At 68.9% G+C, this 25147-nt stretch carries 24 protein-coding genes; 3 read left to right on the top strand and 21 right to left on the bottom strand.

The features are described 5' to 3' along the window. Positions 1–125 precede the first annotated feature (125 nt). From ON22_RS09345 to ON22_RS09330, 4 genes are all read right to left on the bottom strand, one after another. Entirely contained in the window at positions 126–323 is a 198-nt protein-coding gene (locus tag ON22_RS09345; protein ID WP_033245109.1) for a hypothetical protein, read from the bottom strand. Between the two features lie 56 nt (positions 324–379). Next, a complete protein-coding gene (wag31, locus tag ON22_RS09340) occupies positions 380–1225 on the bottom strand; it encodes a DivIVA-like cell division protein Wag31 (RefSeq protein ID WP_033245108.1) in 846 nt (281 codons plus the stop codon). Positions 1226–1288: 63 nt separating this feature from the next. Then, positions 1289–1591, bottom strand: a complete 303-nt coding sequence (locus ON22_RS09335) for a YggT family protein (protein WP_033245431.1) — start codon at positions 1589–1591, stop codon at positions 1289–1291. 92 nt (positions 1592–1683) lie between these two features. Next, positions 1684–2460 carry a cell division protein SepF gene (locus ON22_RS09330; RefSeq protein ID WP_033245107.1) on the bottom strand — a complete coding sequence of 259 codons (777 nt, stop codon included), beginning with the start codon at positions 2458–2460 and terminating at the stop codon, positions 1684–1686. A gap of 42 nt (positions 2461–2502) precedes the next feature. On the opposite strand from ON22_RS09330, the gene ON22_RS36610 reads away from it, so the two are divergent. Continuing rightward, the gene (locus ON22_RS36610; protein ID WP_156052340.1) at positions 2503–2745 is read left to right on the top strand and encodes a hypothetical protein; all 243 of its coding nucleotides are present in this window, start codon (positions 2503–2505) and stop codon (positions 2743–2745) included. Between the two features lie 64 nt (positions 2746–2809). On the opposite strand, the gene ON22_RS09320 is transcribed toward ON22_RS36610, so the two are convergent. From ON22_RS09320 to ON22_RS09235, 17 genes are all read right to left on the bottom strand, one after another. After that, positions 2810–3688, bottom strand: coding sequence for a YggS family pyridoxal phosphate-dependent enzyme (locus ON22_RS09320; RefSeq protein ID WP_081595444.1), 879 nt, complete (start codon positions 3686–3688; stop codon positions 2810–2812). Positions 3689–3813: 125 nt separating this feature from the next. After that, complete coding sequence (gene pgeF / locus ON22_RS09315; RefSeq protein WP_033245105.1) at positions 3814–4542, bottom strand: peptidoglycan editing factor PgeF; 729 nt, start codon at positions 4540–4542, stop codon at positions 3814–3816. A 96-nt stretch (positions 4543–4638) separates the two neighbouring features. After that, positions 4639–5931 (bottom strand): cell division protein FtsZ, encoded by a 1293-nt coding sequence (gene ftsZ, locus ON22_RS09310; RefSeq protein WP_033245104.1) that lies wholly within the window; start codon positions 5929–5931, stop codon positions 4639–4641. 385 nt (positions 5932–6316) lie between these two features. Beyond that, positions 6317–6982: a cell division protein FtsQ/DivIB gene (locus tag ON22_RS09300; RefSeq protein WP_051157356.1), complete on the bottom strand. Its 666-nt coding sequence runs from the start codon at positions 6980–6982 to the stop codon at positions 6317–6319. Positions 6983–7015: 33 nt separating this feature from the next. Then, the gene (murC, locus tag ON22_RS09295; protein ID WP_051157364.1) at positions 7016–8455 is read right to left on the bottom strand and encodes a UDP-N-acetylmuramate--L-alanine ligase; all 1440 of its coding nucleotides are present in this window, start codon (positions 8453–8455) and stop codon (positions 7016–7018) included. A gap of 68 nt (positions 8456–8523) precedes the next feature. Further along, positions 8524–9618 carry an undecaprenyldiphospho-muramoylpentapeptide beta-N-acetylglucosaminyltransferase gene (gene murG / locus ON22_RS09290; RefSeq protein WP_033245427.1) on the bottom strand — a complete coding sequence of 365 codons (1095 nt, stop codon included), beginning with the start codon at positions 9616–9618 and terminating at the stop codon, positions 8524–8526. Positions 9619–9695: 77 nt separating this feature from the next. Further along, a complete protein-coding gene (gene ftsW, locus ON22_RS09285; RefSeq protein WP_051157355.1) occupies positions 9696–11129 on the bottom strand; it encodes a putative lipid II flippase FtsW in 1434 nt (477 codons plus the stop codon). Beyond that, positions 11126–12592 carry a UDP-N-acetylmuramoyl-L-alanine--D-glutamate ligase gene (gene murD / locus ON22_RS09280; protein ID WP_033245425.1) on the bottom strand — a complete coding sequence of 489 codons (1467 nt, stop codon included), beginning with the start codon at positions 12590–12592 and terminating at the stop codon, positions 11126–11128. The genes ftsW and murD overlap by 4 nt, the downstream gene beginning before the upstream one ends. A gap of 49 nt (positions 12593–12641) precedes the next feature. Then, the gene (mraY, locus tag ON22_RS09275) at positions 12642–13718 is read right to left on the bottom strand and encodes a phospho-N-acetylmuramoyl-pentapeptide-transferase (RefSeq protein WP_033245102.1); all 1077 of its coding nucleotides are present in this window, start codon (positions 13716–13718) and stop codon (positions 12642–12644) included. After that, positions 13715–15289: a UDP-N-acetylmuramoyl-tripeptide--D-alanyl-D-alanine ligase gene (locus tag ON22_RS09270; protein WP_051157363.1), complete on the bottom strand. Its 1575-nt coding sequence runs from the start codon at positions 15287–15289 to the stop codon at positions 13715–13717. The genes mraY and ON22_RS09270 overlap by 4 nt, the downstream gene beginning before the upstream one ends. 121 nt (positions 15290–15410) lie before the next feature. Continuing rightward, positions 15411–17006, bottom strand: a complete 1596-nt coding sequence (locus tag ON22_RS09265; RefSeq protein WP_081595441.1) for a UDP-N-acetylmuramoyl-L-alanyl-D-glutamate--2,6-diaminopimelate ligase — start codon at positions 17004–17006, stop codon at positions 15411–15413. A gap of 91 nt (positions 17007–17097) precedes the next feature. Then, positions 17098–18858 carry a peptidoglycan D,D-transpeptidase FtsI family protein gene (locus ON22_RS09260; RefSeq protein ID WP_033245422.1) on the bottom strand — a complete coding sequence of 587 codons (1761 nt, stop codon included), beginning with the start codon at positions 18856–18858 and terminating at the stop codon, positions 17098–17100. A 164-nt stretch (positions 18859–19022) separates the two neighbouring features. Next, positions 19023–20039, bottom strand: a complete 1017-nt coding sequence (ftsL, locus tag ON22_RS37390) for a cell division protein FtsL (RefSeq protein ID WP_063820561.1) — start codon at positions 20037–20039, stop codon at positions 19023–19025. A gap of 235 nt (positions 20040–20274) precedes the next feature. Further along, a complete protein-coding gene (gene rsmH / locus ON22_RS09250) occupies positions 20275–21252 on the bottom strand; it encodes a 16S rRNA (cytosine(1402)-N(4))-methyltransferase RsmH (RefSeq protein WP_033245101.1) in 978 nt (325 codons plus the stop codon). A gap of 264 nt (positions 21253–21516) precedes the next feature. Continuing rightward, on the bottom strand, positions 21517–21948 hold the full coding sequence (gene mraZ, locus ON22_RS09245) for a division/cell wall cluster transcriptional repressor MraZ (protein ID WP_033245100.1): 432 nt from the start codon (positions 21946–21948) through the stop codon (positions 21517–21519). A 474-nt stretch (positions 21949–22422) separates the two neighbouring features. Then, on the bottom strand, positions 22423–22857 hold the full coding sequence (locus ON22_RS09240) for an SCO2097 family morphological protein (RefSeq protein WP_033245099.1): 435 nt from the start codon (positions 22855–22857) through the stop codon (positions 22423–22425). 391 nt (positions 22858–23248) lie between these two features. Beyond that, a complete protein-coding gene (locus tag ON22_RS09235) occupies positions 23249–23683 on the bottom strand; it encodes an SAV_6107 family HEPN domain-containing protein (RefSeq protein ID WP_231508640.1) in 435 nt (144 codons plus the stop codon). 197 nt (positions 23684–23880) lie between these two features. On the opposite strand from ON22_RS09235, the gene ON22_RS09230 reads away from it, so the two are divergent. Beyond that, positions 23881–24501, top strand: coding sequence for a GNAT family N-acetyltransferase (locus ON22_RS09230; protein WP_033245097.1), 621 nt, complete (start codon positions 23881–23883; stop codon positions 24499–24501). Next, a partial coding sequence (locus ON22_RS09225) for a phytoene desaturase family protein (RefSeq protein ID WP_043739959.1) occupies positions 24498–25147 on the top strand: 650 nt, incomplete at its 3' end. The genes ON22_RS09230 and ON22_RS09225, both read left to right, overlap by 4 nt.

Genomic DNA, 25147 nt, shown 5'->3' with positions numbered 1-25147 from the left:
CCCGGTGATGGCCGGATCGTCGCCTGACAGGTTTGATTCTAACCGTGACGGTCAACTACTTATAAGGCCCGCCCCCGCCGCGCACCACGGAAGGACAGTTCGGTTCTCGTTCGCAGTAGTCCTCGTCAGTGTTTCGCGTGCTGATCCCGCGGCGGCAACTCCTCCTCGGGTGCACGCATCGACAGCGCGCTCACCAGCAACACCACAGCACCGAGCCCGCACACCACGATGCAGCCCCAGGCCCAGATCACCGACCCGGTGGTCAGCGACAGGATCAGCAGGACCAGGCCGATCGCGGCGAGCGCCAGTGTCAAGACAAGCATGATGACCCCCAGGACAGCAGGCCGGGTGCCCGTTCGCGCCCAGCGGTATCGAGCGCTTACTCGCCCTGGCCGAACGATGCGGGAGCCAGCTGGTTGGCCCCGGTATCGAAGGTGTCACCCTCGTCCACCGGTACGGCCGACCCACGGTTCTCCAGCTCTTCGAGCTGCGATTCCAGATACGATTTCAAGCGCACCCGATACTCGCGTTCGAAGGTTTTGAGGGTCTGGATCCGGCTCTCGAGGACATTGCGCTGCTGGGTGATGGTGCCCATGATCTCGGTGTGCTTGCGCTCGGCATCGGCCTGCAGCGCGTCGGCCTTCTCCTTGGCCTGCCGCAGCTGGCTGTCGGACCGGGTCTGCGCATCGGAGAGCATGGCATCGGATTTGTGCCGGGCGTCGGCGACCATCTCTTCCGAGCGGGCCCGCGCATCGTTGACCAGCCGCTCGGAATTGGCGCGGGCATTGGCCAGCAAATTCTCGGCTTCGGTTTTCGCGTCGCTGGTGAGCCGGTCGGCCATCTCCTGCGCCAGGCTCAGTACCTTCGCGGCCTGCATATTCGCGTCGGCGCCCGCATCCGCTACGGCGGGCGCGGCCGGAACCGCCGGGATGGGGACCGAAGGCGGCGCCTGGACCGGCGGTTTCACCGGTTCCGGCGGCGGCGCCTGCTGCACCGGTTTACCGTGCCCGGCACCGGCCGGACCGCGGCTGCTCTTGGCATCGGCCAGCTCCGCATCGAGCTCGGCAACCCGCTGGCGAAGATCCGCATTCTCTTCGATCAGCCGGGAAAGTTCCTGCTCGACCAGATCCAGGAAGGCATCGACTTCGTCCTCGTTGTAGCCGCGTTTCCCGATAGGCGGTTTGCTGAACGCGACGTTGTGCACATCGGCTGGGGTCAGCGGCATGGAAGGATCCCTTCGCGCGTTGTCAGATCTAGCGGCTCTGGCAAGTCTTCTCGGACCATTCTGTCACACCGGAGCTACCGACCCGCCGAGGCCGCTGACGACGGACATCAGGATGAACACCAGGAACAGCAGGACCATAATCGACAAATCCAGTCGAATTCCGCCCAGCGAGACCGGTGGTATCAACCGTCGCAGCAGCTTCACGGGAGGATCGGTGATCGTGAAGATCACCTCGAGGATCACGACGACCACCCCGGTGGGACGCCAGTCGCGGGCGAAACTACGGATGAACTCGACGATCACCCGGCTGATCAGCAACAGCCAGAAGATGAACAGTACGAAGTACAGCACCGCGAACAAGGCCACGGTCTCACTCTGCCGCAAAATCGGCGCGGTGCAAAATGCCCGCGCCGACTTCGGTCCCGGCAACGTCGCGCCCCCCACGGGCGCGACGGCCGCTATTTCTGGTTGTAGAAACCGGTTTCGGCGATACGGCGACGCTCCTCGGCCGATACGTCGACATCGGCCGGAGAGAGCAGGAACACCTTGGTAGCCACCTTGTCGAACGAGCCGCGCAGGGCGAACGCCAGCCCGGCAGCGAAGTCGACCAGGCGTTTGGCGTCGGCATTGCTCAGGTCGACCAGGTCCATGATCACCGGGTTGCCCTCCCGGAACCGTTCGCCGATGATCGCCGCTTCGCTGTAGTCACGCGGGCGCAGCGTGGTGATCTTGGACAAGGGACCTCCGTCCTCGAAGATCGCGGGACGGCGGGCGGCGGCCGGTTCGGGACGGACCCGTTCGGCCAGCCGTCGCTCCTCGGCATCGGGATCGACTGCCAGCGCTCCCCTGGTCGCGCCGCGCAGGGAGGCACCGCCGCCCGGACGATACCGGCCGGAAGCGGCGGCGTCGATCCGGGTGGGGCGGCGCGGGCCCTCGTAATCGTCGGCGTAGGTGTCGCCCGGGTAGTCGTCCCGCCGGGGCGGCGGGTAGCTGGGCTGGTACGAGGACTTGTACGGCGCCTCACGGTAGTCGGGACCGTCGTAACGGTCCTCGGCGTACCGGTCGTAGTCGGGACGGTCGTCGTAGTCGCGGGGAGCGCGGTCGGAGTAGTCACGCGGCCGGCGCCCGCCACGATCCTCGACCCCACGGGGCGTGCGATCGTCGACGTAGTCGTCTTCGTAATCCTCGAGCGGAACCATGCCGAAGTACGCCTTGAACTTGTGCAGTGTGCTCATGACTGCGCCTCGCTGACGCTCGGCTCCGTCACGACCACACTCGTGGCTGCGCCCATAAGTCGCTCGCTGCGCTCACTCCGCGACCGCACCTCGCTGACGCTCGGCCCGTTCACGACCACACTCGTGGCTGCGCCCATAAGTCGCTCGCTGCGCTCACTCCGCGACCGCACCTCGCTGACGCTCGGCCCGTTCACGACCACGCTCGTGGCTGCGCCCACTACTCGCTCGCTGCGCTCGCTCATTCTGGTCGACCTTCCTTCGGCCCCGGTGGCGGCCGGGTGTTGAAGTCTTGCTCAGCCCTCGTCGTGTCCCAGCATATGTGTCGAATGTGACTGATGAGGTTTGTTTGCTACGCCGAGGTTATCGGTCGCTCGCCCATGAGGGCGGTACCGACACGCACACACGTCGATCCATGGGCAATAGCTCTTTCAAGATCATTGGACATCCCCGCGGACAGTTCTGTGGCAGTGGGATGCGCGGCGCGTAACCGGCTGTGGACCTCGGCCAGCCGCGCGAATTCCGCATCTGGATCGGCGACCAGCGGCGGAATAGCCATAATCCCCGCCAACCGGAGTTCCGCGGAGCTCGCGATCCGGTCCGCCAGCGCCGCGACACCGGCGGGTTCCACCCCGCCACGGGCCGGGTCGGCGTCCAGGCTCACCTGGATCAGTACCTCCAGCGGCTGCTGCCGTTCACCGGCGTCCAATGCCGCGGCGACCGCCGTTTCCAGGGCGGTCGCCAGACGTTCGCTGTCCACCGATTGGACGGCATGCGCCCAGCGCGCCACCTGCCGCGCCTTGTTCCGCTGCAACCGGCCGATCAGATGCCAGCGCAGGGGCCGTAAATCGTGCAGTTCACCCGCTTTGGCACCGGCCTCCTGAGGCCGGTTCTCGCCGAAGTCGTGGCGGCCCAGACGATGAAGCAGGGCGATATCCGAGGCCGGAAAATATTTTGTCACCGGCAACAGCCGTACCTCGCCGGAATCGCGGCCTGCGGCCGTGCACGCTGCCTCGATGCGGGCGAGCAGGCCGGTGAGTCGGCGGGCCAGCACATCGGCGCGGGCCGCACTTCCCGGCTCCGGTGGTCCACTGTCCGGGACAGCGGGTCCCGCGACTCGGGGAACCGCGCCGGCTGCGTTCTGCGGACCACCGCCGGGCGTGGGTCCGGCCGAACCCCCCGGACCCCCGGTGCGTTCGCCCCGAGCGTCGCGCCCGATCCCGCCGCTCATCGTCGGCCGCCCAACCGGTTTCCGCGTATCGCTGTGATCATGAATCTCCTCCTCCGCGCTCGGAAACCGGATCCGCGGCCCAGCGCAGTACCGGGCCGCGGCTGCCCCCGACGATGCCGGAGTACCTAGGTGGCGGGCTCCATCCAGATAACGCTGCCCAGCCGGCCGGTCGGCGCACCGCGGCGATGGCTGAACAGGGTGGTGTCCTCGATGGTGCAGCGCGGATCCTCGGCGACGGCGCCGACCCCGGCCGCGGTGAGCTGACGCCGGATTCCGGCGCGCAGATCCAATCCCGGTGTACCCCGCGCTGTTGTCGTGGCACTGCCGGGCAGATGCGCCTCGACATCGGCACGCATCTCGGCGGGCACCTCGTACTGCCGCCCGCTGGCCGCCGGCCCCAGCAGCGCACCGATCCGCTCGGGCCGCGCCCCGGCAGCGACCATCGCCTCCAGCACGCGAGGCACGATCCCGATCCGCGCCCCCACCCGGCCCGCGTGGACCGCCGCGATCACACCGGCTTCGTCGTCGGAGAGCAGGATCGGCACACAGTCGGCAGTCAGCACCACCAGCGCCAGCCCGGGCCGCGCGGTGACCAGCGCATCGGTGCCCGGCACCGGTTCGTCACGCGGACCGTCGACCGTCACGACGGTCCGCCCGTGGATCTGATCCATCCAGATCAGATGATCGGCGGGGAGGTCCAGCGAGGCGGCGAGGCGGGCGCGGTTGCGCCGCACCGCATCCGGATCGTCACCGACATGGTCGCCCAGGTTGAACGAATCGTAGGGTGGCGCGGAGAAACCCCCCGCGCGCGTGGTCACTACCCGTCGAACGGTGAGTACCGGTGGCGCAGTCATGATGTCGAGCCTAATGGGCACAGCGTGGTAGCCCACTCACCGGCCGTTCCGGCGCGGCCTGTCGGCCGCGCCGGATATCGAGCAAGCCGTGGTGCGTCAGCGGCGCATGAAATCCGGGACGTCGACGTCGTCGTCATCGTCGGGCAGCTCCGGCGACGGCTGGATATGCGACCGGCTGTTGTGCGTGAGGGTCGGATCCACCTGCGGGCGGCTGCGTTCGGTATCGCGGTAGCTCGGCGCCGGGCCCCGGGCCACCGACGAACCCGTTTCCGACGACCGCAGGGACGCGGGCTCTTCGGAATGACCGCGTGCGGCACCGAGTTCGGCGGTACGGGAGTGGCCGAGTTCGGCGCTGCGCGCGGACTGGGCGGAGATCTCCGCCGTTCGCCCGGAACCGAGCGAACCCCGGCTGCTCGCCGTATCGAAGGTGCGTCTGGTCGGACCGCCGCCGTCGAACCCGGCGGCGATAACGGTGACCCGCACCTCGTCGCCGAGCGAATCGTCGATCACCGTACCGAAGATGATGTTTGCCTCGATATGGGCGGCTTCCTGCACCAATGACGCAGCCTCGTTGATCTCGAACAGGCCGAGATCCGAACCGCCGGCGATCGAGAGCAGGACACCGTGCGCACCGTCCATCGAGGCCTCCAGCAGCGGCGAGTTGATCGCCGCTTCGGCCGCTTTCACCGATCTGCCCTCCCCCCGGGAGGAACCGATACCCATCAACGCGCTCCCCGCACCGGACATCACGCTCTTGACGTCGGCGAAGTCGACGTTGATCAGGCCCGGGGTGGTGATCAGATCGGTGATGCCCTGCACACCGTTGAGGAGTACTTCGTCGGCGGAGCGGAAGGCATCCATCAGGCTCACCGCCGCATCGCCGAGCTGCAGCAGCCGGTCGTTGGGGATCACGATCAGGGTGTCGCAGGATTCGCGCAGCATATTGATGCCGACCTCGGCCTGGTTACCGCGGCGTTTGCCCTCGAACGAGAACGGCCGGGTGACCACACCGATGGTCAGCGCGCCCAGTTTGCGCGCGATACTCGCGACCACGGGCGCACCGCCGGTACCGGTACCGCCGCCCTCACCCGCGGTCACGAAGACCATATCGGCGCCCTTGAGCACCTCTTCGATCTCGTCCTTGTGATCCTCGGCGGCCTTACGGCCTACCTCCGGGTCGGCGCCGGCGCCGAGTCCCCGGGTGAGCTCACGCCCGACATCGAGCTTCACGTCGGCATCGCTCATCAGCAGTGCCTGGGCGTCGGTGTTCACCGCGATGAACTCGACACCCTTCAGGCCTTGCTCGATCATTCGGTTGACGGCGTTCACGCCGCCGCCGCCGATACCGACGACCTTGATCACGGCAAGGTAGTTGTGCGGGGGCGTCATGAGCTCTCGCCTTCCTTCGATCCAAAGTCTGTCGTTTCCGGATACCCCGTACCGGTCCGTCTGATCGCAATCCGCGAACCGTGATCCGGGCGAACCCTGAACCTCAACCATAGGGTTGGAGTTATGTCAAGTATCCGACTGGTGCCGAACGCTATTCGCCGCCGTCTCGATCCGCTCGCAGGCGCGCCGAGACGATCAGCAGTTTCTTCGGCGAACTCGCCGCCGGCGGGACGGTGCCCGTCGTATCGTGAACGGTTACCGTACGGCCCGCGCCCACATCGTGGTACGCCCCCGGCACCCGCGGCGGGTAATCGCCGCGCGATCGCCCGGGTACGCCGCGGCGCGGCGAACCGGACAGGGTCGAACCGAACAAGATTGCTGGAACTCATTTTACCGTGACCAGACTGGGACTCGAGACGTCGAACACGGTTCCCGGACGCGTCAGTAGCGGTAGCACCACCGCCGATTTGCGTTCGCCGTCCTCGCTGCTGCCCCACAGTACAGTGCGACCGTCGCGCAGTGTCAGCGAAATATCCGAGACGGTTTCGGCGTGCACACTGTCCACCTGCACCGTCAATTCCGGTGGCAGCACTCTCACCACGGCAATCGCCGCCCGGGTGAGTGCATCCGCACTGCCCGGTTTCTCGGTCTCCAGCTTCGGAACTCCGATCGGCGCGGGCTCGATCGCGTACTCGATTCCGTCTGCGTCGAGCAGATGTGCCCCCTCGGCGGTGTCGTAGTACAACACCGGGGTGCGCGGCTCGATCCGCACCCGCACCGTCGACGGCAGCACCCGCTGCACGCGCGCACTGCGCACCTTCGGAATACTCGCCACCCGCTGGGCCATTGCGGCGGTATCGATCCGCAGAATCGATCCCTGGTCCGGAATCTGCAGCAACTCCCGAATCCGATCCTCGGGTATCGCACCCGCTCCCTCGATCTGCACCTCGCGAACCGACAGCATCGGCGAGAACCACGCCAGCGCGGCGAAGGTGAGCACCAGCGCTACCGCGGGTACCGCCCACAACCGGAAACGCCGTGACCCGAACATCCCGAATCGCCGCGCCCCGGACCGCACTCCGCGTCACCGCCCGTACTGCGGACGCGCGCGTAGTCCGTCCAGGATCTGGCTGCCCAGCATGGTGACATCTCCGGCGCCCATCGTGATCACCACATCGCCGGGCTGGGCCAGACCGGCCACCTGCCGGCCCACCCGCGACATATCCGGCTGGTAGTGCACGGGTTTGCCGACCGACTGGGCGACGAGGGCACCGTTGACCCCGGGTAAGGGTTCCTCCCGGGCGCCGAACACATCGAGCACCACCACCTCGTCGGCCAGATCGAGTGCGGCCCCGAATTCGGCGGCGAAAGTCGCGGTGCGGCTGTACAGGTGCGGCTGGAAGACCACGATCACCCGGCCGCGGCGCGACCGCGCACCGTCGCGCGCCTCCTGATCGACCAGTTCCGCGGCGGCGCCGAGCACGGCGCGGACCTCGGTGGGATGGTGGGCGTAATCGTCGAAAACGCGGACGCCGTTCTCCCGGCCCACGAACTGGAACCGGCGATGGACGCCACCGAAACCCTCCAGCCCCTGGATGATCTCGTCGATATCGGCGCCCGCGGCACGCGCGGCCAGCAGTGCGGCCAAGGCGTTGAGCGCCATATGCCGGCCCGGTACCGAGAGCCGCAGGGTACGCGGCGCGGGTTCGCCGCTGAGCTGGAACTGGGCGATACCGCCCACATCCCGCGGTTCCCAGCTGTGCAGCCGGACACCGACCGGAACCGGTGCATCGGGCAGGTCCCCGGAGCCGTAACCGAGGACCCCGACCCCGCGCTCGGCCAGCCGCGGTCCGACCCGCTCGGCGAGGGCCCGCGCGCCCGGATCGTCCAGGCACACCACCAGCAGTCCGCCGGCGGCGAGCCGGTCGGTGAAATCGTCGAAAACCTGTACGTAGGCATCGTCGGAGCCGAAGAAGTCGAGATGATCGGATTCGATATTGGTGACCACGGCGACATCCGGGTCGTACTGCAGTAGCGATCCGTCGCTCTCGTCGGCCTCGGCGACGAAGGTGTCACCGCTGCCGTGATGGGCATTGGTACCCGCCTCGTTGAGCTCGCCCCCCACCGCGAACGACGGGTCCAGCCCGCAGTGCTGCAGCGCGACGATGAGCATGGAGGTGGTGGAGGTCTTACCGTGTGTCCCCGAGACCAGCAGGGTGCGATGGCCGCTCATCAAGGCGGCGAGGACCGCCGGCCGCAGCACCACCGGAATATCGCGGCGCCGGGCCTCGACCAGTTCGGGGTTGGTTTTGGGAATGGCGGCGTAGGTCGTGACCACCACCGTGGGGCCGCCGGGCAGCAGGTCCAGTGCGCCGGCGTCGTGGCCGATGCGCACCTGCGCCCCGCGCGCCCGCAGGGCCAGCACACCGCGGCTCTCCTTGGCATCGGAACCGGACACCGCACCCCCGCGCGACAACAGGATCCGGGCGATCCCCGACATTCCGGCGCCACCGATTCCGACCATATGTACCCGGAGCAGCTCCGGCGGGAGCGTGCCCGGTCCGGCGGGAACCGCCGTCACCTGCTCCTCGCTCACCGGCCCGCCGCCCGCAGCACGATCCGCGCGACCTCGTCGGCGGCGTCGCGGTGACCGGCACCGGCGGCGGCGCGGCCCATCTCGGCTATGCGTGCAGAATCCGTGAGCAGCGGTATCACCTCTTCGATCACATACTTCGCGGACAGTTGCGGGTCACCGACGATTCTGCCACCACCGGCAGCGACAACGGGCCGGGCATTGAGTTCCTGTTCGCCGTTTCCGTGTGGTAGCGGCACATACACCGCCGGCAGGCCCACCGCCGATACTTCGGCGACGGTCATCGCGCCGCTCCGGCAGACCACTGCGTCGGCGGCCGCGTAGGCCAGGTCCATCCGCGAAAGATAGGGCACGGCGACGTAAGGTGCGCGAGGATCCGGGGACGGCACCTCGAGGGTGTTCTTCGGGCCGTGCGCGTGCAGCACCGAGATACCGGCCGCGGCCAGTTGCGGGGCGGCGCCGGAGATCGCGTCGTTGATCGACCGTGCGCCCTGCGATCCGCCGAACACCAGCAGCACCGGCCCCTCGGCGGGTAGCCCGAAATGGTCGCGGGCCTGCGCCCGCAGTCCGGCCCGGTCCAGCGAGGTGATCGCCGAACGCACCGGGATCCCGACCACATCGGCGTGGAGTCCCGAATCCGGGACCGCCGCCAGTACCCGCGCGGCACGGCGGGCGCCGACCTTGTTCGCGATTCCGGCTTTGGCATTGGCCTCGTGCACCACGATCGGCACGGCACGCCGGCGGCGCAGCACACCGGACCCGGCGGCCAGATAGGCCGGCAGCGCGACATAGCCGCCGAATCCGACGATCACATCGGCATCGACCGTGTCGATGATCTCCCGGGTACGCGCCACCGAGGCCCGTACCCGGCCCGGCAACCGCAGCAGATCCATACTCGGTTTCCGCGGCAGCGGCACCGGCGGGATCAGCTCGAGCGGGTAGCCGCGCTCGGGAACCAGCGTCGTTTCCAGCCCGCGCCGGGTGCCCAGCGCGGTCACCCGGGTGCCCGGGGCCAGCCGGCGCAGCGCATCGGCCACGGCCAGGGCCGGTTCGATATGCCCCGCGGTGCCGCCGCCGGCAACGATCACCGATATCGCGTCCGCACGCGGCGCCGGATCCGCCCGGCCCGCTTCCGGCCGGGTCGAATCCTCGTGGGCGGACTGAGCTGCGCTCACCTGTACTTTCCCCGTTCTCGTCCGTGTGTCACCGAATAGCTGGGTTCCCAGGCCCGCGTCGCCCGCAGCGTATCGGTACCGCGGCTGTTGGCCCGGGTGCGGGTACGCGGCCGGTCGCCGTCGCGCGGGGTCGCGCGGGCGGGTGCTTTCGCGCCGGCGGCCGGTGCCCCCGAACGCGACCGGGGCGGGTGGTAGATCTCCGGTTTGGGCAGGCGCAGCAGCCGGCTGACCCGGCCGTCCTGCCCGGCGTGCAGCGCCGCCACCGCCTCGGGTTCGTGCCGGGCGGCGTTGGCGATGATGCCGAACATCAGCAGGGTCAGCGCGAGCGACGAACCACCGGCCGACACCAGCGGCAGCTGCAGGCCGGTCACCGGCAGCAGGCCGACCACGTACCCGATGTTGATGAGCGCCTGAGCGGTGATCCAGGTGGTGGCGGTGGCGGTGAGCAACCGCAGGAAGGGGTCCACCGAACGCGCCGCGATCCGCAGACCGGTGTAGACGAACAGCGCGAACAGACCCAGCACCAGGGCACACCCCAGGAAGCCCAGTTCTTCACCGATGATGGCGAAGATGAAATCGTTGTGCGAGTTGGGCAGGTAGCTCCATTTGGCCCGGCTCTGTCCCAGCCCGCGACCCCACAGCCCGCCGTCGGCGAGCGAGTACGTCGCCTGGCGGGCCTGGTAGTTGATGCCCTGCGGATCGTCGCCGGGGTTGAAGAACGCCCGCATCCGGTCCGAGCGGTACCCCGCCGACAGCGCCAGTACCAGGGCGGCGATGGCGCCGGAGGCGAGGATCGCCAGGAACAGCCGCATCGGCAGGCCGCCGAACCACAGCAGCGCCAGCAGGACGATACCCATGGCAATGGTGGTGGACAGGTTCGGCTGCAGCACGATCAGCAGGCAGACCAGCAGCCCGGCGGGCACCAGCGGCACCAGCAGGTTCTTGAGTCCACCGGGATCGTTGGCGGCCCGGGCCGCTGCGCGGCGCGAAACCAGCAGGTGGGCGCCCCAGATCACGAAGGTCACCTTCACGACCTCGGACGGCTGGATCGAGAACAAGCCCAGGTCGATCCAGCGGCGTGCGCCGTTGACAGTACTGCCCACCCCGGGGATCAGTACCAGCGCCAATAGCAGTACCGACGCCGCGAACAGCGGAAACGACACCTGCCGCAGCCAGCGCAGCGGGATCCGCAGCGCCAGATAGAACAGCACCGCGCCGATCACCGCGTACATGGCCTGCTGGATGAACAGCGCATAGGCCGATCCGCCGTCGGCGTAGGATTCCACGCTCGACGCGGACAGCACCATCACCAGGCCCAGCACGGTGAGCAGGGTGGCGATGGTGACCACCAGGTGGAACGAGGCGAGCGGTCGCGCCAGCCAGGCGCCGAATCGGCCGACCTGCACCTGTCGCGTACCGCGCGGGCTCATAACCGCCGCCCGAGGTCCTCGTCCTTCAGCTCTTCGACCGCGCCGGCAAAACTGCGGCCCCGGTGGGTGTAATCGGTGAACATATCGAACGAAGCCGCCGCCGGTGCCAGCAGCACCGTATCGCCCGGCCCGGCGAAGGCCGCCGCCTCCCGTACCGCGCGGGCCATGACCGCGTCGCCGACAGCGTAATCCGGCGTGCCGGTGATCGCTTCGTTCATGAGGGCCTGACCCATGCCGGAATCGTCTCGCGTATCCAGCTCCAGGACGGGGACTTCCGGTGCGTGTCGCGCCAGCGCGGCCGCGATCACGGGGGCGTCCATACCGAACAACACCACGGCGACCAGCCGCTCGGCCACCTCCTCCACCAGGTCCTCGACACCGGCACCCTTCAGCTGGCCACCCGCCAGCCAGATCACATGCTGGTGACCGAGGATCGACGAGCGCGCGGCATGCGGGTTGGTGGCCTTGGAATCGTCGACGAACTCCACCCCGCCCAGTTCCCGCACCAGCGCCGACCGATGCGGGCCGACCTTGTGCGCCACCAGCCCCTCGCGGACGAACTGCGGCGCCACATCGATCGCCCGGGTGAGCGCGGCCGCGGCCAGCGCATCGGCGATACCGGCCGGGCCGGGTGGACTGATCTCCTTGGACTCGGCCAGGATCGCCGCCTTGGTGAATGCGCGGTCGAGGAGTTTGCCGTCGACCACGCCGAGTTCACCGTCGGCGGGCACACCGATACGGAACCCGATGGTGCGGCGTGCCTTGGACCGGCGGGCCAGGCCTGCCGCGATCGGATCGTCGAGCCCGACGACCCCGATGCGGCCCAGCAGGGCCCGCGCCTTGGCTGCGGCATAGGCGTCGAGTCCGCCGTGCCAGTCCAGATGGTCCTCGGCCACGTTCAGCACCACACCGGCCTCCGGGCGTACCGAGGGCGCCCAGTGCAGCTGGAACGAGGACAGTTCCACTGCCAGCACCTGCGGCCCCGGGCTGCGGCGTAATGCGTCCAGGATGGGCAGGCCGATATTCCCGCAGGCCACGCTGGGGATGCCTGCGGCCCGCAGAATGGAGTGGGTCATCGCGGTGGTGGTGGTTTTACCGTTGGTTCCGGTGATCACCAGCCATTTCCGTACCGGGCCGTAGAGCCGGGCCTGATCGACCCACCAGGCGAACTCCACATCGCCCCAGACCGGGATCCCCTCCGCCACCGCCGAGGCCAGCACGGGCGAATCCGGCCGCCAGCCCGGGCTGGTGATCACCAGCGCGAACCGCGACCAATCGGTGTTCTCCAATTCGGGTGTCGGGGCGATATCGAGCCCCAGTTCGGCCGCCTCGGCCAGTGCGCGGGCTCCGTTGTCGGTGACGACCGGCTTGGCTCCGATATCGCGCAGCGGCGCGATCAGCGAACGACCCGACACTCCCCAGCCGGCGACCAGTACTTCCCGGCCGCGCAAGAATTCCAGCATCGGCCCCGGTGACCGCAGGGCCCGTGGTGCATGATCCTCCATCGTCAGTTCACCCGACCGCCGAGAGATATTCGCTGTAGAACAAGGCGAGTCCGGCCGCCGAGGCCATCGCGGCCAGCAACCAGAATCTGATGATCACCGTCGTCTCCGCCCATTTGCTCAGTTCGAAATGATGATGGAACGGCGCCATCTTGAACAACCGGTTGCGGGTGGTACGGAAGACCGCGACCTGCAGCGCGACCGACGCCGCTTCGGCGACGAACAGCGCGCCGATGACGACCATCAGCAGTTCGGTGCGGGTGGTGACGGAAATACCGGCGAGCAGACCACCCAGCGCCAGCGAACCGGTATCGCCCATGAAGATCTTGGCGGGTGCCGCGTTCCACCACAGGAATCCGATACACGCCGCGGTGCCGGCAGCGCAGACCAGCGCGAGATCCAGCGGGTCACGCACGTTGTAGCAGCCGGTCTCGGGTTTGGTCTCGCACGAGTGGTAGTACTGCCAGAACGTGATGACCACGTAGCCGCCGAGCACCAAGCTCATCGACCCGGCGGCGAGGCCGTCCAGGCCGTCGGTGAGGTTCACCGCATTCGACCAGGCCACGACGATGAAACAGATGAACGCCAGGAACACCACCACGCTCATGGTGACGGTGTTGATATCGCGTACATACGACAGTTGCCGGCCGGCCGGGGTGAGCCCGTTACCGCCCGGGAACTGCAGGGCCAGCACACCGAACACGACCGCGGCGGTGACCTGTCCCAGATACTTACCGGCCGCCGTGAGCCCGAGGTTGCGGCCCTTGCGGAGCTTGATGAAATCGTCGATGAATCCGACCACGCCCAGCGCCGTGGCCAGGCCCAGCACCAGCAGCGCGGAAGCGGTGGGCCCCTCGGCGTCGTAGCCGATACCGATGAGATGCGAACCCAGGTACCCGGCCCACATACCGATGATGATCGCGACGCCACCCATCGTGGGAGTGCCCCGCTTGGACTGGTGGCTGGCCGGTCCGTCGACCCGGATCTCCTGCCCGAAACCGCGCCGGGCGAATATCCGGATCAGCAGCGGGGTCAACAGGATCGACACCGTCAGTGCGATCGCCGCCGCGAACAAGATCTGTCTCAACGCACTGCCTCCGTGCCTGCCCCATCGGCGGTCGAGCCGCCCGGCGCCGGAGTACCGGCACCCGTGTTCTTGCTTCCCGCGGCCAGCAGTTTCTCGGCCACCGCCCAGAGTCCGACCGACTGCGATGCTTTCACCAGCACCACATCACCCGCTTCGACTTCGTCGTCGAGCAACTGTACGGCCGCTTCGATATCCGGGACGAGCACCGACTCCTCACCCCATGAGCCTTCCATGACCGCTCCCTGGTGCATGCCCCGGGAGGGCCGTCCGGTACCGACCACGATCAGCCGGTCCACATCCAGGCGGACCGCCAGGCGGCCGATACCGTCGTGTTCGACCACCGATTCCGGCCCGAGTTCGGCCATCTCCCCGAGCACCGCCCAGCTGCGATGCTCCGTATCACCCGACCGGGCCATGGTGACCAGTGCTTTGAGCGCGGCCCGCATGGAATCGGGGTTGGCGTTGTAGGAATCGTTGATCACCGTGACTCCGGCGGCGCTGGTGCGTACATCCATCCGGCGTGCCGAGACCGCGCGGGCCCCGGCGAGCGCGGCCGCGAGCGTATCGAGATCGGCGCCGCATTCCAGCGCCACCGCGGCCGCCGACAGTGCGTTGCCCACCTGGTGTTCGCCGTGGACGGCCAGGGTGATGTCGCGGTCGCCCTGCGGGGTGCGCAACGTGAACGAGGCGCGGGCCTGCTCGTCGAGCGCGACTCCCTCCGCCCGGATCTGCGCCCCGGCGCTCTGCCCGACCATCAGCACACGCGCCGAAGTCCGCGCGGCCATCGCACTGACCTGTGAATCGTCGGTGTTGAGGACGGCCAGGCCGGTATCGGGCAGCGCCTCCACGAGCTCACCCTTGGTCTCGGCGATCGCCTCCCGGCTGCCGAACTCACCGAGATGGGCGGTACCGACGTTGAGCACTACACCGATACTCGGGGGCGCCACCCGGGCGAGCGCGGCGATATGGCCGGGCCCGCGGGCCGACATCTCCAGTACCAGGAACCGGGTGTCCGGGCCGGCGCGCAGCGCGGTCCACGGATGTCCGAGTTCGTTGTTGAACGACCCCGGCGGCGCCACCACCGGACCGAGTGGCGCCAGTACCGACGCCAGCAGATCCTTGGTCGAGGTTTTCCCCGAGGAACCGGTGACACCGATAACGGTCAGCCCGCCCGCAGCGACCAATCGCCGCACGTGGGCCGAGGCCAGCGCCGCCAGCGCGGCCAGGACCGCGGCGCCGGAACCGTCGGAATCGTGTTCGAGGGCAAGCGCATTGGTCGAGGAGGCGGATACCGGCGGGACGACAACGGCCGGAACACCGACCGGCCGGGCGGCCAGCACCGCCAGGGCCCCCGCCGCGAGCGCGGTAGCCGCGAAATCGTGGCCGTCGACCCGTTCCCCGGGCAACGCGACGAAAAGACCGCCCGGACCGATACGGCGCGAATCGAATTCGACCGATCCGGTGACTACCGCCTCGGGATCGTCGACATCGTGGAGTTCGCCGCCCACGATCTCGGCGACCTCCCGCAGTGTGAATCCCGCCCGGAGCGGCCGGGACGGGCTGCCCGGCACATGGGCGTCCGGTGTCTCGGTGGGTTCCTGGTTCACCGGCCACCGCCGGGAAGGTTTTCGGAGCTACGCGGTCTCCACCGGTAACCGGCTCCGCGTATGCCACGCCTCGAGGTGATGTCGATCATGGAATCGTCAAGTCCTCCGCATTCGCACCCTGCGGACGGCCCGGCCGGGTCGACGTGATCGCCGCGGTGAGCGCCTCCCGGTCGTCGAACGGATATTTCACGCCCTGGATCTCCTGTCCAACTTCGTGTCCCTTACCAGCCACCAGCACCACATCGCCGGCGTGCGCCCAGGCGACGGCGGCCTCGATCGCCGCCGTCCGGTCGCCGATATCACGTACTTCGCCGCGCTGTTCTGCGGGCACACTGTTCGCCCCTGCCACCAGCGCCGCGCGGATCGCGGCCGGATCCTCACTGCGCGGATTATCGTCGGTGACGATCAGCAGATCCGCGCCGCGCGCCGCGGCCGCACCCATCAGTCCACGTTTGCCGGTATCGCGATCGCCACCGGCACCCACCACCACCGCCAGCCGGCCCGCATCGCCCGCAGCGGCCAGATGGGCGCGGAGGGTCGCGATCACCGATTCCACGGCCGCGGGTTTATGCGCGTAATCCACCAGGGCCAGGAAATCCTGTCCCCGATCCACTCGCTGCATCCGGCCCGGTACGTCCACGGTGGCCAGCGCGGGCGCGGCAGTGGCCGGATCGACCCCCGCCGCCGCGCATACCGCGAGCGCGAGCAATCCGTTGGCGACGTTGTAGTCACCCGGCAGCCGCAACCGCACCGCCGTCTCCCCTGCGGGACCGGCCGCGGTGAAATTTTGCTCACCACCGTGCGTGCGCGCAGGCCCGGCCAGCGACCAGTCCGCGGGGCCGGTCGTACAGACCCGCACCGGCGCGGCCAGCCCGTCGGCGAGCCGGCGCCCCCATGCATCGTCGATATTCACCACCGCGATACGCGCCGCCACCGGCGAATCCGGCTCGAACAACCGGCGTTTGGCGGCGAAATAGTCTTCGAAATCGGCGTGGAAATCCAGATGGTCCTGCGTCAGGTTGGTGAACGCGCCCACCGCGAATCGCACACCGTCCACCCGGCCCAGCGCCAGCGCGTGACTGGACACCTCCATCACCACCGCATCCACACCCTGTTCCACCATCAGCGCGAACATGGCGTGCAACTGCGGTGCCTCGGGAGTGGTGAGCGCACTGGGTACGCGACGACCGCCGATCCGGGTCTCGATGGTGCCGATCAGCGCCGTGGAACGGCCCGCGGCGGCCAGCCCGGCCTCCACCAGGTAGGAGGTGGTGGTCTTACCGGAGGTCCCGGTGATCCCGACGATCGCCAGCCGCTCCGACGGATGGCCGTAGATCGCCGCCGACAGCTCCCCCAGGACAGCGCGCGGATTCTCGCGTACCACCACCGGCACCGGCAGCTCACCCGCCACCTCGGCGCCCGCGGGATCGGTCAGCACCGCGACCGCGCCACGCGCCACCGCGTCCGCGGCGAACCGGGCGCCGTGCGCGCGGGAACCGGGTAGCGCGGCGAACAGATCACCGGGTAACACGGCGTCGGAGCGCTGCTCGATACCGGTGATCCGCAGATCGGCGGGCACCGCCGGCCGCGGGTCGGCGGCGATAGTTTCCAGCAGATCGGACAGCGGGGTCGACGGCGGCCGGGCGGGCCGCAGCACGTGCTGGCTGGACTGCGCGGGCACGGGGTTCCTCTCTGCATGATGTAGCGCGCGGATACGACGACGAGTCAGGTTACCGACGCCGCGTCCGGGCCGGGTAAGCCGGTTCGCCGAATCACGACGCCTGCAGGACGAACTGTTGCTCCGGTTGCCGCGACGGCGGTATCCGGTCGCGCTGCAGCGCCCAGGAGGCGATATCGTGGAACAGCGGCGCCACCGACTGTCCACCGCCGCCGTCGGAGCTGCGTTGCGGTGCGTCCAGCATCAATCCGATCACATACCGGGGGTCGTCCGCGGGCGCGATACCAGCGAAGGTGATCCAGTAGGAATCGCTGGAATAGCAGCCACAGTCCGGGTCCACCTTCTGCGCGGTTCCGGTCTTCCCGGCGATCCGGTACCCCTCGACGGCCGCGGCGGCCCCGGTACCGGTCTGGACGCCGGTCGGATCGTCCTGGACCACCGACTGGAACATCGTCCGCACGGTGCGGGCGGTTTCCGGGCTCACCACCCGCACTCCCTCGGGTGCCGGTTCCTCGCTGCGCGAACCGTCCGGTGCGACCGTCGCGCGCAGGATCCGCGGCGGCACCCGCACCCCGTCGTTCGCAATGGCCTGGTACATACTCGTCATCTGCAGTGTCGTCATCGAAAGCCCCTGCCCGATCGGCAGGTTCGCGAAGGTCCCTCCGGACCACTGATCGCGGGCGGGCAGCAGACCCGAACTCTCCGCGGGCAAGCCGACCCCGGTCCGCCGGCCCAGGCCGAATCGGTCGAGCATATCGGCGAACCGGTCCTCCCCGATGCGCTGCGCCAGCATCAGGGTGCCGACATTGGAGGATTTCCCGAAAATTCCGGTGGTGGTGTAGGGCTCGACGCCGTGCTCCCAGGCATCGCCGACGGTCACCCCCGACATCTGGATCTTGCCGGGAACCTGGTGCACTTCCTGCGGATCGGTGAGGCCGTGTTCGATGGCGGCCGCGGCGGTCACCACCTTGTTCACCGACCCCGGTTCGAACGGCTGGGTCACCGAGGGGTTGTCCAGTCCGGCGGGATCCCAGTGTTCCGGTCCCAGGGCAGGGTTGAACGTATTGTCGTTGGCCATCGCCAGGACCTGGCCGGTTTTGGCATCCAGCACCACCGCGGACCCGGATTTCGCGCCCGATCGGTCCTTGGCCTGCTGGATCTGCTGCTGCACGTAGTACTGCAGATACGAGTCGATGGTGAGTTCGACATCGTTACCGTCCACCGCGGGCTGGCGGTCGCGCCAGCTACCCGGGATGACCGCGCCGTCGGACCCGCGATCGTAGGTATAGGAACCGTCGGTACCGGCGAGTGCCGAATCCAGCGCCCCCTCCAGACCGACCCGGCCGTGCCCGTCCCATCCGGTGGCGCCGACGATATTCGCCGCGAGCGAGCCGCCCGGATATTCACGCAGGTCCTGCCGTTCCGACCCGACCTCGGGGAACTTCGCGGTAATGGTGTCGGCCTTACGGGGATCGACATTGCGGGCCAGATACACGAAAGGTTCGTCGCTGCGCAGTTTGTCCAGCAGTTCGTCCTCTTCGGGCCCGTCGGGGCCGAGCACTTCATGTACGGTGCGCGCGATCTCCTGCAGGCGCTCATCGGGTTCGGGCGCGGTATCGTCCGCGGCCCGGGCGTCGGCGAGATCTTTGCGCACCCGCACCGGCTGGAAGCTCAACGCCTGCGCGATCACCGTGAGTGCCAGCGATTTACCGTGCCGGTCGGTGACAGTTCCGCGGGTGGCGGGCAGGTCCTGGTAGGTGGTCCGCTGTCCGGCCGCCTGCGCGGAAAGTGCGGGCGCGGAAATGGTCTGGATCCACAGCAGCTGCACCGCCACCACGGTCAGCGCGACGAGCATGATCACCCGGCCCACGCCCAGCCGCAGCCGCACGGGCCCGTCCTTTTTCGCACCGGCCCGCGAACGTTTGGGCCGGCCGGGGGCCGGACGGCCCTTCGCGGAACCCCGGTTCCCCGCGGTACGGGACTTCGGCACGCCGCGCCCGCGTCCCGACCCGCGCGGATTCACCGCATCTCCTCCCCGGCAACCGCTCCCGGGGCCCCCGCGGGCACCCCGGCCGGAGCCGGTGGCGGTACAGCCGCGCCGCCGTCACCGGCGGCCGGACCTTCCCCGGCGACCGGCGCGCCGGCAGGCGGCGGTACGGCCGGGGCCGAGCTTTCGTTCGAACCCACCGGAGCCGGTGGCGGCACGGCGGCCGCGCCCGGTGCGGCCGGATCCGGCACCGCGGCACCATCCACCGGAGCGGGAGCACCCGCAGCAGGCGCGCCGAGACCCGGAACAGCGGGAGGTGCCGCCTCGTTCCCCGGGACCGGAGCAGCCGGCGCGCCGGCATTGTCCGGCGCGGGGCCGGTATCCGCGGGCGGCTGACCCGGTACCGGTGCGCCGCCGGGTGCCGGCACCGGCTGCGGCTGTGCGGGGTCGGCGCCCGGGGCGGCCAGCACATTGCCCGGATCGGCACTCCCGGCGGGCACCGGCGGCGTAGCGGGCACCGGAACGACCCGCTCCCCGGGATCTGCGCCGTTGGGCGAGGCCGTCCGCGGCGGCGCGTTCAGCGGCGGTGCGGGCGGGCCCTGCGCCGGCGCGGGCTCACCGACCACAGTGATCGTTCCGTCCGGCGCCACCACCAGGCGAGCGGGGTCGTCGGCGGGAATCATGCCGAGTTCCCGGGCGCGGGCGGCGAGTACGGGAGCGGAATCGGCCGCGGCCACTTCCCGCTGCAACGCCGCACGTTCGTCGGAGAGCACCCGGTTGGCCTCGCGAGCATCGCTGAGCTGGTAGCTGTCCTCGGCGGCGCGCGTCGTCAGGACCAGCGTCAGCGCCAGGCCACAGCCGAACATGGCCAGGATCGCGGCGACGAACGGCGCCCGCCCGGTCAGTTCCGAACCGGCCGGCGCGGCGGGTGTCGTCACCCGCTGCCGGCGGCGCTCGTAGGCCCGCTGTGCCGCACCGGATTTCACCCGCTCGGCGCTGTGTGCGCGCCGGGCCGGCCGCCCGATTTCGGTACGTGTTCCCACACTCATACCAGACACCCCCGTATCGGTGTGATGGCCCGCGACGTCCTGGCGCGTGCCCTTGTGCTGTATCCGTCCGCTGTGTCCGACCGCTTCTCCTCCGGTGCCGCCGGACACCTGCTCACGGTGCGGTACACGGGTACCGCATACACCTTGTAGTACTCGATATTTGGTTCGGGGACAATCGAATTCGATATACCCACAGGATCGGATAAGGTACGCACGGACGGGCGGGGGTGCCGCTTCATACCGCCTCCTGCACGATCTTCTCCGCGGCCCGCATCCGGACCGGCGCCGCGCGCGGGTTGTCCTCGATCTCCGCGGCGCTCGCCTGTTCGGCGCCGCGGGTCAGGATCCGGAACAGCGGGCCCATACCGGGCAGTTCGACCGGAAGGTCCACCGGCGTCCGCGATTTCGCCCGGTCCGCCAGTTCGTGTTTGACCACCCGGTCTTCGAGCGACTGATACGACATGACGACGATCCGCCCACCGGGGCACAACGCGTCCAGCGCGGCGGGCAGCGCGGCCCGTAGCGACTCCAGTTCGGCATTCACCTCCACCCGCAGGGCCTGGAAGGTGCGTTTGGCCGGATGTCCGCCCGTTCGCCGGGCGGCCGCGGGGATGGCGTCGTAGAGCAGGCTCACCAATTCGGCACTGGTCCGGAACGGCTGCTTGGCCCGGCGGCGTATGACCTCCGACGCGATCTTGCCCGCGAATCGTTCCTCGCCATAGGTTTTCAGCACCCGGGCGAGTTCACCGTGACTGTAGGTGTTGAGCACATCGGCGGCCGTAGGACCGGTGGTCGGATCCATCCGCATATCCAGCGGCGCGTCCACCGAATAGGCGAAACCGCGTTCGGCTTCGTCCAATTGCATGGACGAGACACCGAGGTCCATCAACAGGCCGTGCACCGACCCCGTCGCGGGCAACCCCGCCTCGGCGAGCGCATCGGCTATCCCGTCGTAGCGGGTGTGCACCAGAGTGATCCGGTCCCGGAAAGGCCGTAACCGTTCGGCGGCATGGGACAGTGCGTCGGTATCCCGGTCCAGCCCTACCAGGCGCAGACCGGGATGGGTCCGCAGGAAGTATTCGGCATGGCCACCCAGCCCGAGGGTGGCGTCGAGGTACACCGCATCCGGCCGGTCGAGTGCCGGGTCGAGCAATTCCGCCGCGCGAGTGAGCAGAACAGGGACGTGTCGCGTGCCGTGCTGCTCACGGTTCACCTGACCTCCCGGAATTGTGCCTTGCGACCGGCTGCGGGTCGTATCGGACCGCGGCGCCGGCGTGGATGCCGTCGCCGAAGCGGTGCGGAAATATGCGTGAGATGCGGCGCCGCCACCGCGACGGGGACGGCCACAGAATGTGCGACAAAAGGAAATCGGTGACCGGACGAATGCCGCGGGGTCTCTGACCGAAGCGGCACCTGGCGTCGGGGAAGTACGTCAGGGTCCGCATCCGGGCAGAGGCCGCGTGGCACTCGCCGCGGGCTAGAAGATTCCGCCCAGTGCCTCGTCTCTCGCTTGCGCGTAGTCCTCCTCGTGTTCGGCGAGGTAGGTCTCCCACGCCTGCTTGTCCCAAATCTCCAGGAAGTCCACCGAACCGATGACCGTGCAGTCGCGGGTGAGGTTGGCGTACCGGCGATGTTCGGCCGACAATACGATCCGGCCCTGCGTATCCAGCCGCTGTTCGTCGGTTCCCGCCGCCAGCGCCCGGATGAATGCCCGCGCCTGCGGATTGCTCCGGGATGCCGAAGCAGCTCGCCGGGCGAGCGCACTGAACTCTTCCTTCGGATAGACGGCCAGGCTGTGGTCCTGTCCTTTGGTGACCATCAACCCTCCCGCCAGATCGTCTCGAAACTTCGCGGGCAACGTGAGTCGCCCCTTGTCGTCCAACCGAGGTGTGTAAGTACCGAGAAACAACCCCGATACCTCCTACCGGACCACCTCGAATGGTGTTGGCCGGCTGGGCCGGCCGAGCGCCTTACGGCCTCTCCTGTAGTGCGCGCTCCACATTACCCCACTTTCCCCCACTTTCAATCGAAACACGGGGTGATGTGGCTCCCCGGTTCACGGATTTCGCAGGTCACCCCAGCTATCACGGGCCGAGCGAACTTTTCGCGCGCTCTGCCTCCCTGCGCGCGTCCGCACGCGGAGAACCGAACGGTCCCCGTCAACTTCCAGCAAACCTCCTGTTCACGCACCGTCACCGCGTGCAGTGGGGCGTCGTGGAGGGCTCCGGTGGGGGGAAGTGGGAAGAGGTGTCCGGGCGTTCGCCGGGCCCGGCCAGAGGGCCGGGCCGCACGGCACCGGACAAGCGCCGACAGCGATGCCGCACCGGATTCCGGTGCGGCATCGCTGTCGGCGCAATATGTGGGAGGTTCGCCCGGCGGGCTACTACTCCTGTTCGAACCTTCTACGGAACCGGTCTTCCATCCGCTCGGTGAATCCACCGGAGCGGCGTTGCCGACCGCGACCACCGCCGCGCGGCGACGATCCCGACGCGGCCGGCGGATCGTTCGGGGACGTATCGCCCCCATCCGCCGGTCCGCCCTTCGTTCCGCCGAGCAGGACCAGAACTCCCGCACCGAACATCACGATGAATCCGATCAAACTGATGATCGGGAAACCACCGGGCCGCACCGGAAGGGCGATACCGGCGATCAGCAGGACGAGGCCTATCAAGAACAGGGCCGCAGCCTGGAGTCTGCGGCGACTCGACGGCGTACGGAAGCGTCCGCCGCGGACGGACGACGCAAACTTCGGATCCTCAGCATAGAGAGCGCTCTCGATCTGTTCGAGCATGCGCTGCTCGTGCTCGGAGAGTGGCACGGTACCTCCCCCGGCACTAGGACGTGGCTGTCGCCTCCGGGTAGGCGACAGATAACCCCTTGGCGGCTATCTGTCACCAATGATACGAGTTCCCTCAGAGCCGTACCACCATATGGGTACAGCCGAGCGAACTTCGTGATCGCAGCGAGCCCGGCAAGTACCGAAAGCCGTGGTAGACGACCCGTGCCGGCGCAAGCGCAAGCGCGCCGCGCCCGACGCCGGGGGTGCGTCGTCGGCCGCGGGCGGCCCCACCGGTCGGCAGCACCTACTCATCCGGGATCTTCCGGCCCGGCCCCGCTCTGCTGTTCGTTGACATACCGAGCCGATGCCTCTTCCCGTCGGCGCCGCGCGCGGACCGCTCACGGCGCCGTGGCACGGGCTGCCTATGTCCTCACGGCGTATCGTTCCCGTCCCCCGCGGCACGCAACCGCGCCGCCGGTGCGATCAGATCCTCCACATCGTGAAGGAATGCGCCCACCCGTGCGTAGAACTCATCGGCGCGGGTCTCGCCGATTTCGCGCGGCAGACCGGCCTCCAGCGCCGCACGGGTCGCGGAATGGCCGCTGAAATAGTCCGCCCACATCACGAATTCGGGCGCGGCGCGCTGCAGCATCACCCAGGCGTTACGCGAGCGGGCCCGCGGCGCGGAATCGGCGCCGGTGAGTGCCAGTACCGCCCCCGCCCCACGCAACGCGGCCAGATATGCGACCCGGAATCGCTCCCGGGGGTCGTGCTCCCCCGCCGCTTCCATCAACAGTCCGTCGGCGCGTTGCAGCAGCATCCCCGCGCGCCCCGATTGACCCGGGTGAACGTTTCGTTCCGCCATGGCCGTCCCTCCGTATCTCCCCCGCCGACCCCCGTGGCGGTCCGCCGGTATGGCAGGCTGAGCGTGCACCGTGGGGGCCGAACAGGTATTCGAACGTTTGGCTCGAGCTTGAATATAGAGACGACCACCGACATGTTCGCCCGCCGGAAAGTCCCAGCTCCGCCCCGCCGACCGCGAAAGAGCCCACCGATACCGCAATGACCGCCGTCAAACCCAACCATCTCCCCGCCCCGGTCGTCGTCGACCTCTCGGTCACCGCCCTGCGCGCCCGGCTGCACGACGCACTGTCGGTGTATGTCGCGGCCATGGACTATCCGCGCGGCACCGAGCACCATCGCGCGCCGATGTGGACCGAGCACACCCAGCGCGCCGGCTGGCAGGCCGTCGCCGCAGTCGTCCCCGAGGACCACGGCGGCTTCGATATCCGCACCTCGCCCCTCGTCGCCATCGCCTACGGCTATCGTGGCGGACCACACCAGTGGTGGCAGCAGCAGGTGCACGCGGGTATGCGGCGGTCCGGCTGGTCGGAAGTGGCGACCCAGGGGCTGCTCGGCAACTACTTCGAACTCACCGAACTGCACGTCCATCCGAGCGCGCAGGGTCGCGGTATCGGCGCGATCCTGCTCCGCCAACTCCTGCGCGACCGGCCCGAAGGCGCGGTGCTGCTGTCCACACCCGAAGTATCGGCCGAGGACAACCGCGCCTGGCGGCTGTACCGGCGGATGGGTTTCCGGGACGTACTGCGCGATTTCGTCTTCGCCGGCGACAGCCGCCGCTTCGGCATTCTCGGCCGGCCGTTACCACTTCCGCTGCCATGACGACGGTGATCGTCGGCTCCGGGCACAACGCGCTGGTCGCCGCGTGTTATCTGGCCCGGGCGGGCCACCGGGTGCGCGTACTGGAACGCGACAGCGTCCTGGGCGGTGCGGTGTCGACCGTGGAGCGCTTCCCCGGGCATCGCGTGGATCGCGGATCGTCGGCACATCTGATGATCCGGCATACCGGCATCATCGAGGAGTTGGCGCTGGACCGGTTCGGCCTGCGCTATCTCGACTGCGACCCGTGGGCCTTCGTACCCGCCTGCCCCGATACCGGCGCGGCCCCGATCGTCTTCCACCGCGATCTCGACCGCACCTGCGCGTCCGTGGCGACCGCCTGCGGCGACCGTGACGCGGCGGCCTACCGGCGTTTCGTTGCCGTCTGGAAACCGCGCGCAAGCCGGGTGATGCGCTCGTTCGGGGGCGCCCCGGCCCCGGGCCATCTCCTGCGTTCGTTCTGGGGCCTGGATGCCCGTGCGGGTGGTAGCGCCCTGTCGCGGGAATTCCTGCAGACCGGTGACGCGCTGCTGGACAGCTGGTTCGACGATGAACGGCTCAAGGCCGCGCTGGCCTGGTTCGGGGCGCAATCGGGCCCGCCGATGTCGGAACCGGGGACGGCACCGATGGTGGGGTTCGCGGCGCTCAT

Origin of the sequence: Nocardia carnea NBRC 14403, from assembly GCF_000308515.1 — a bacterium.
GTDB classification, from domain to species: Bacteria; Actinomycetota; Actinomycetes; order Mycobacteriales; family Mycobacteriaceae; genus Nocardia; species Nocardia carnea.
This window is presented reverse-complemented; position numbering and strand designations above follow the sequence as displayed.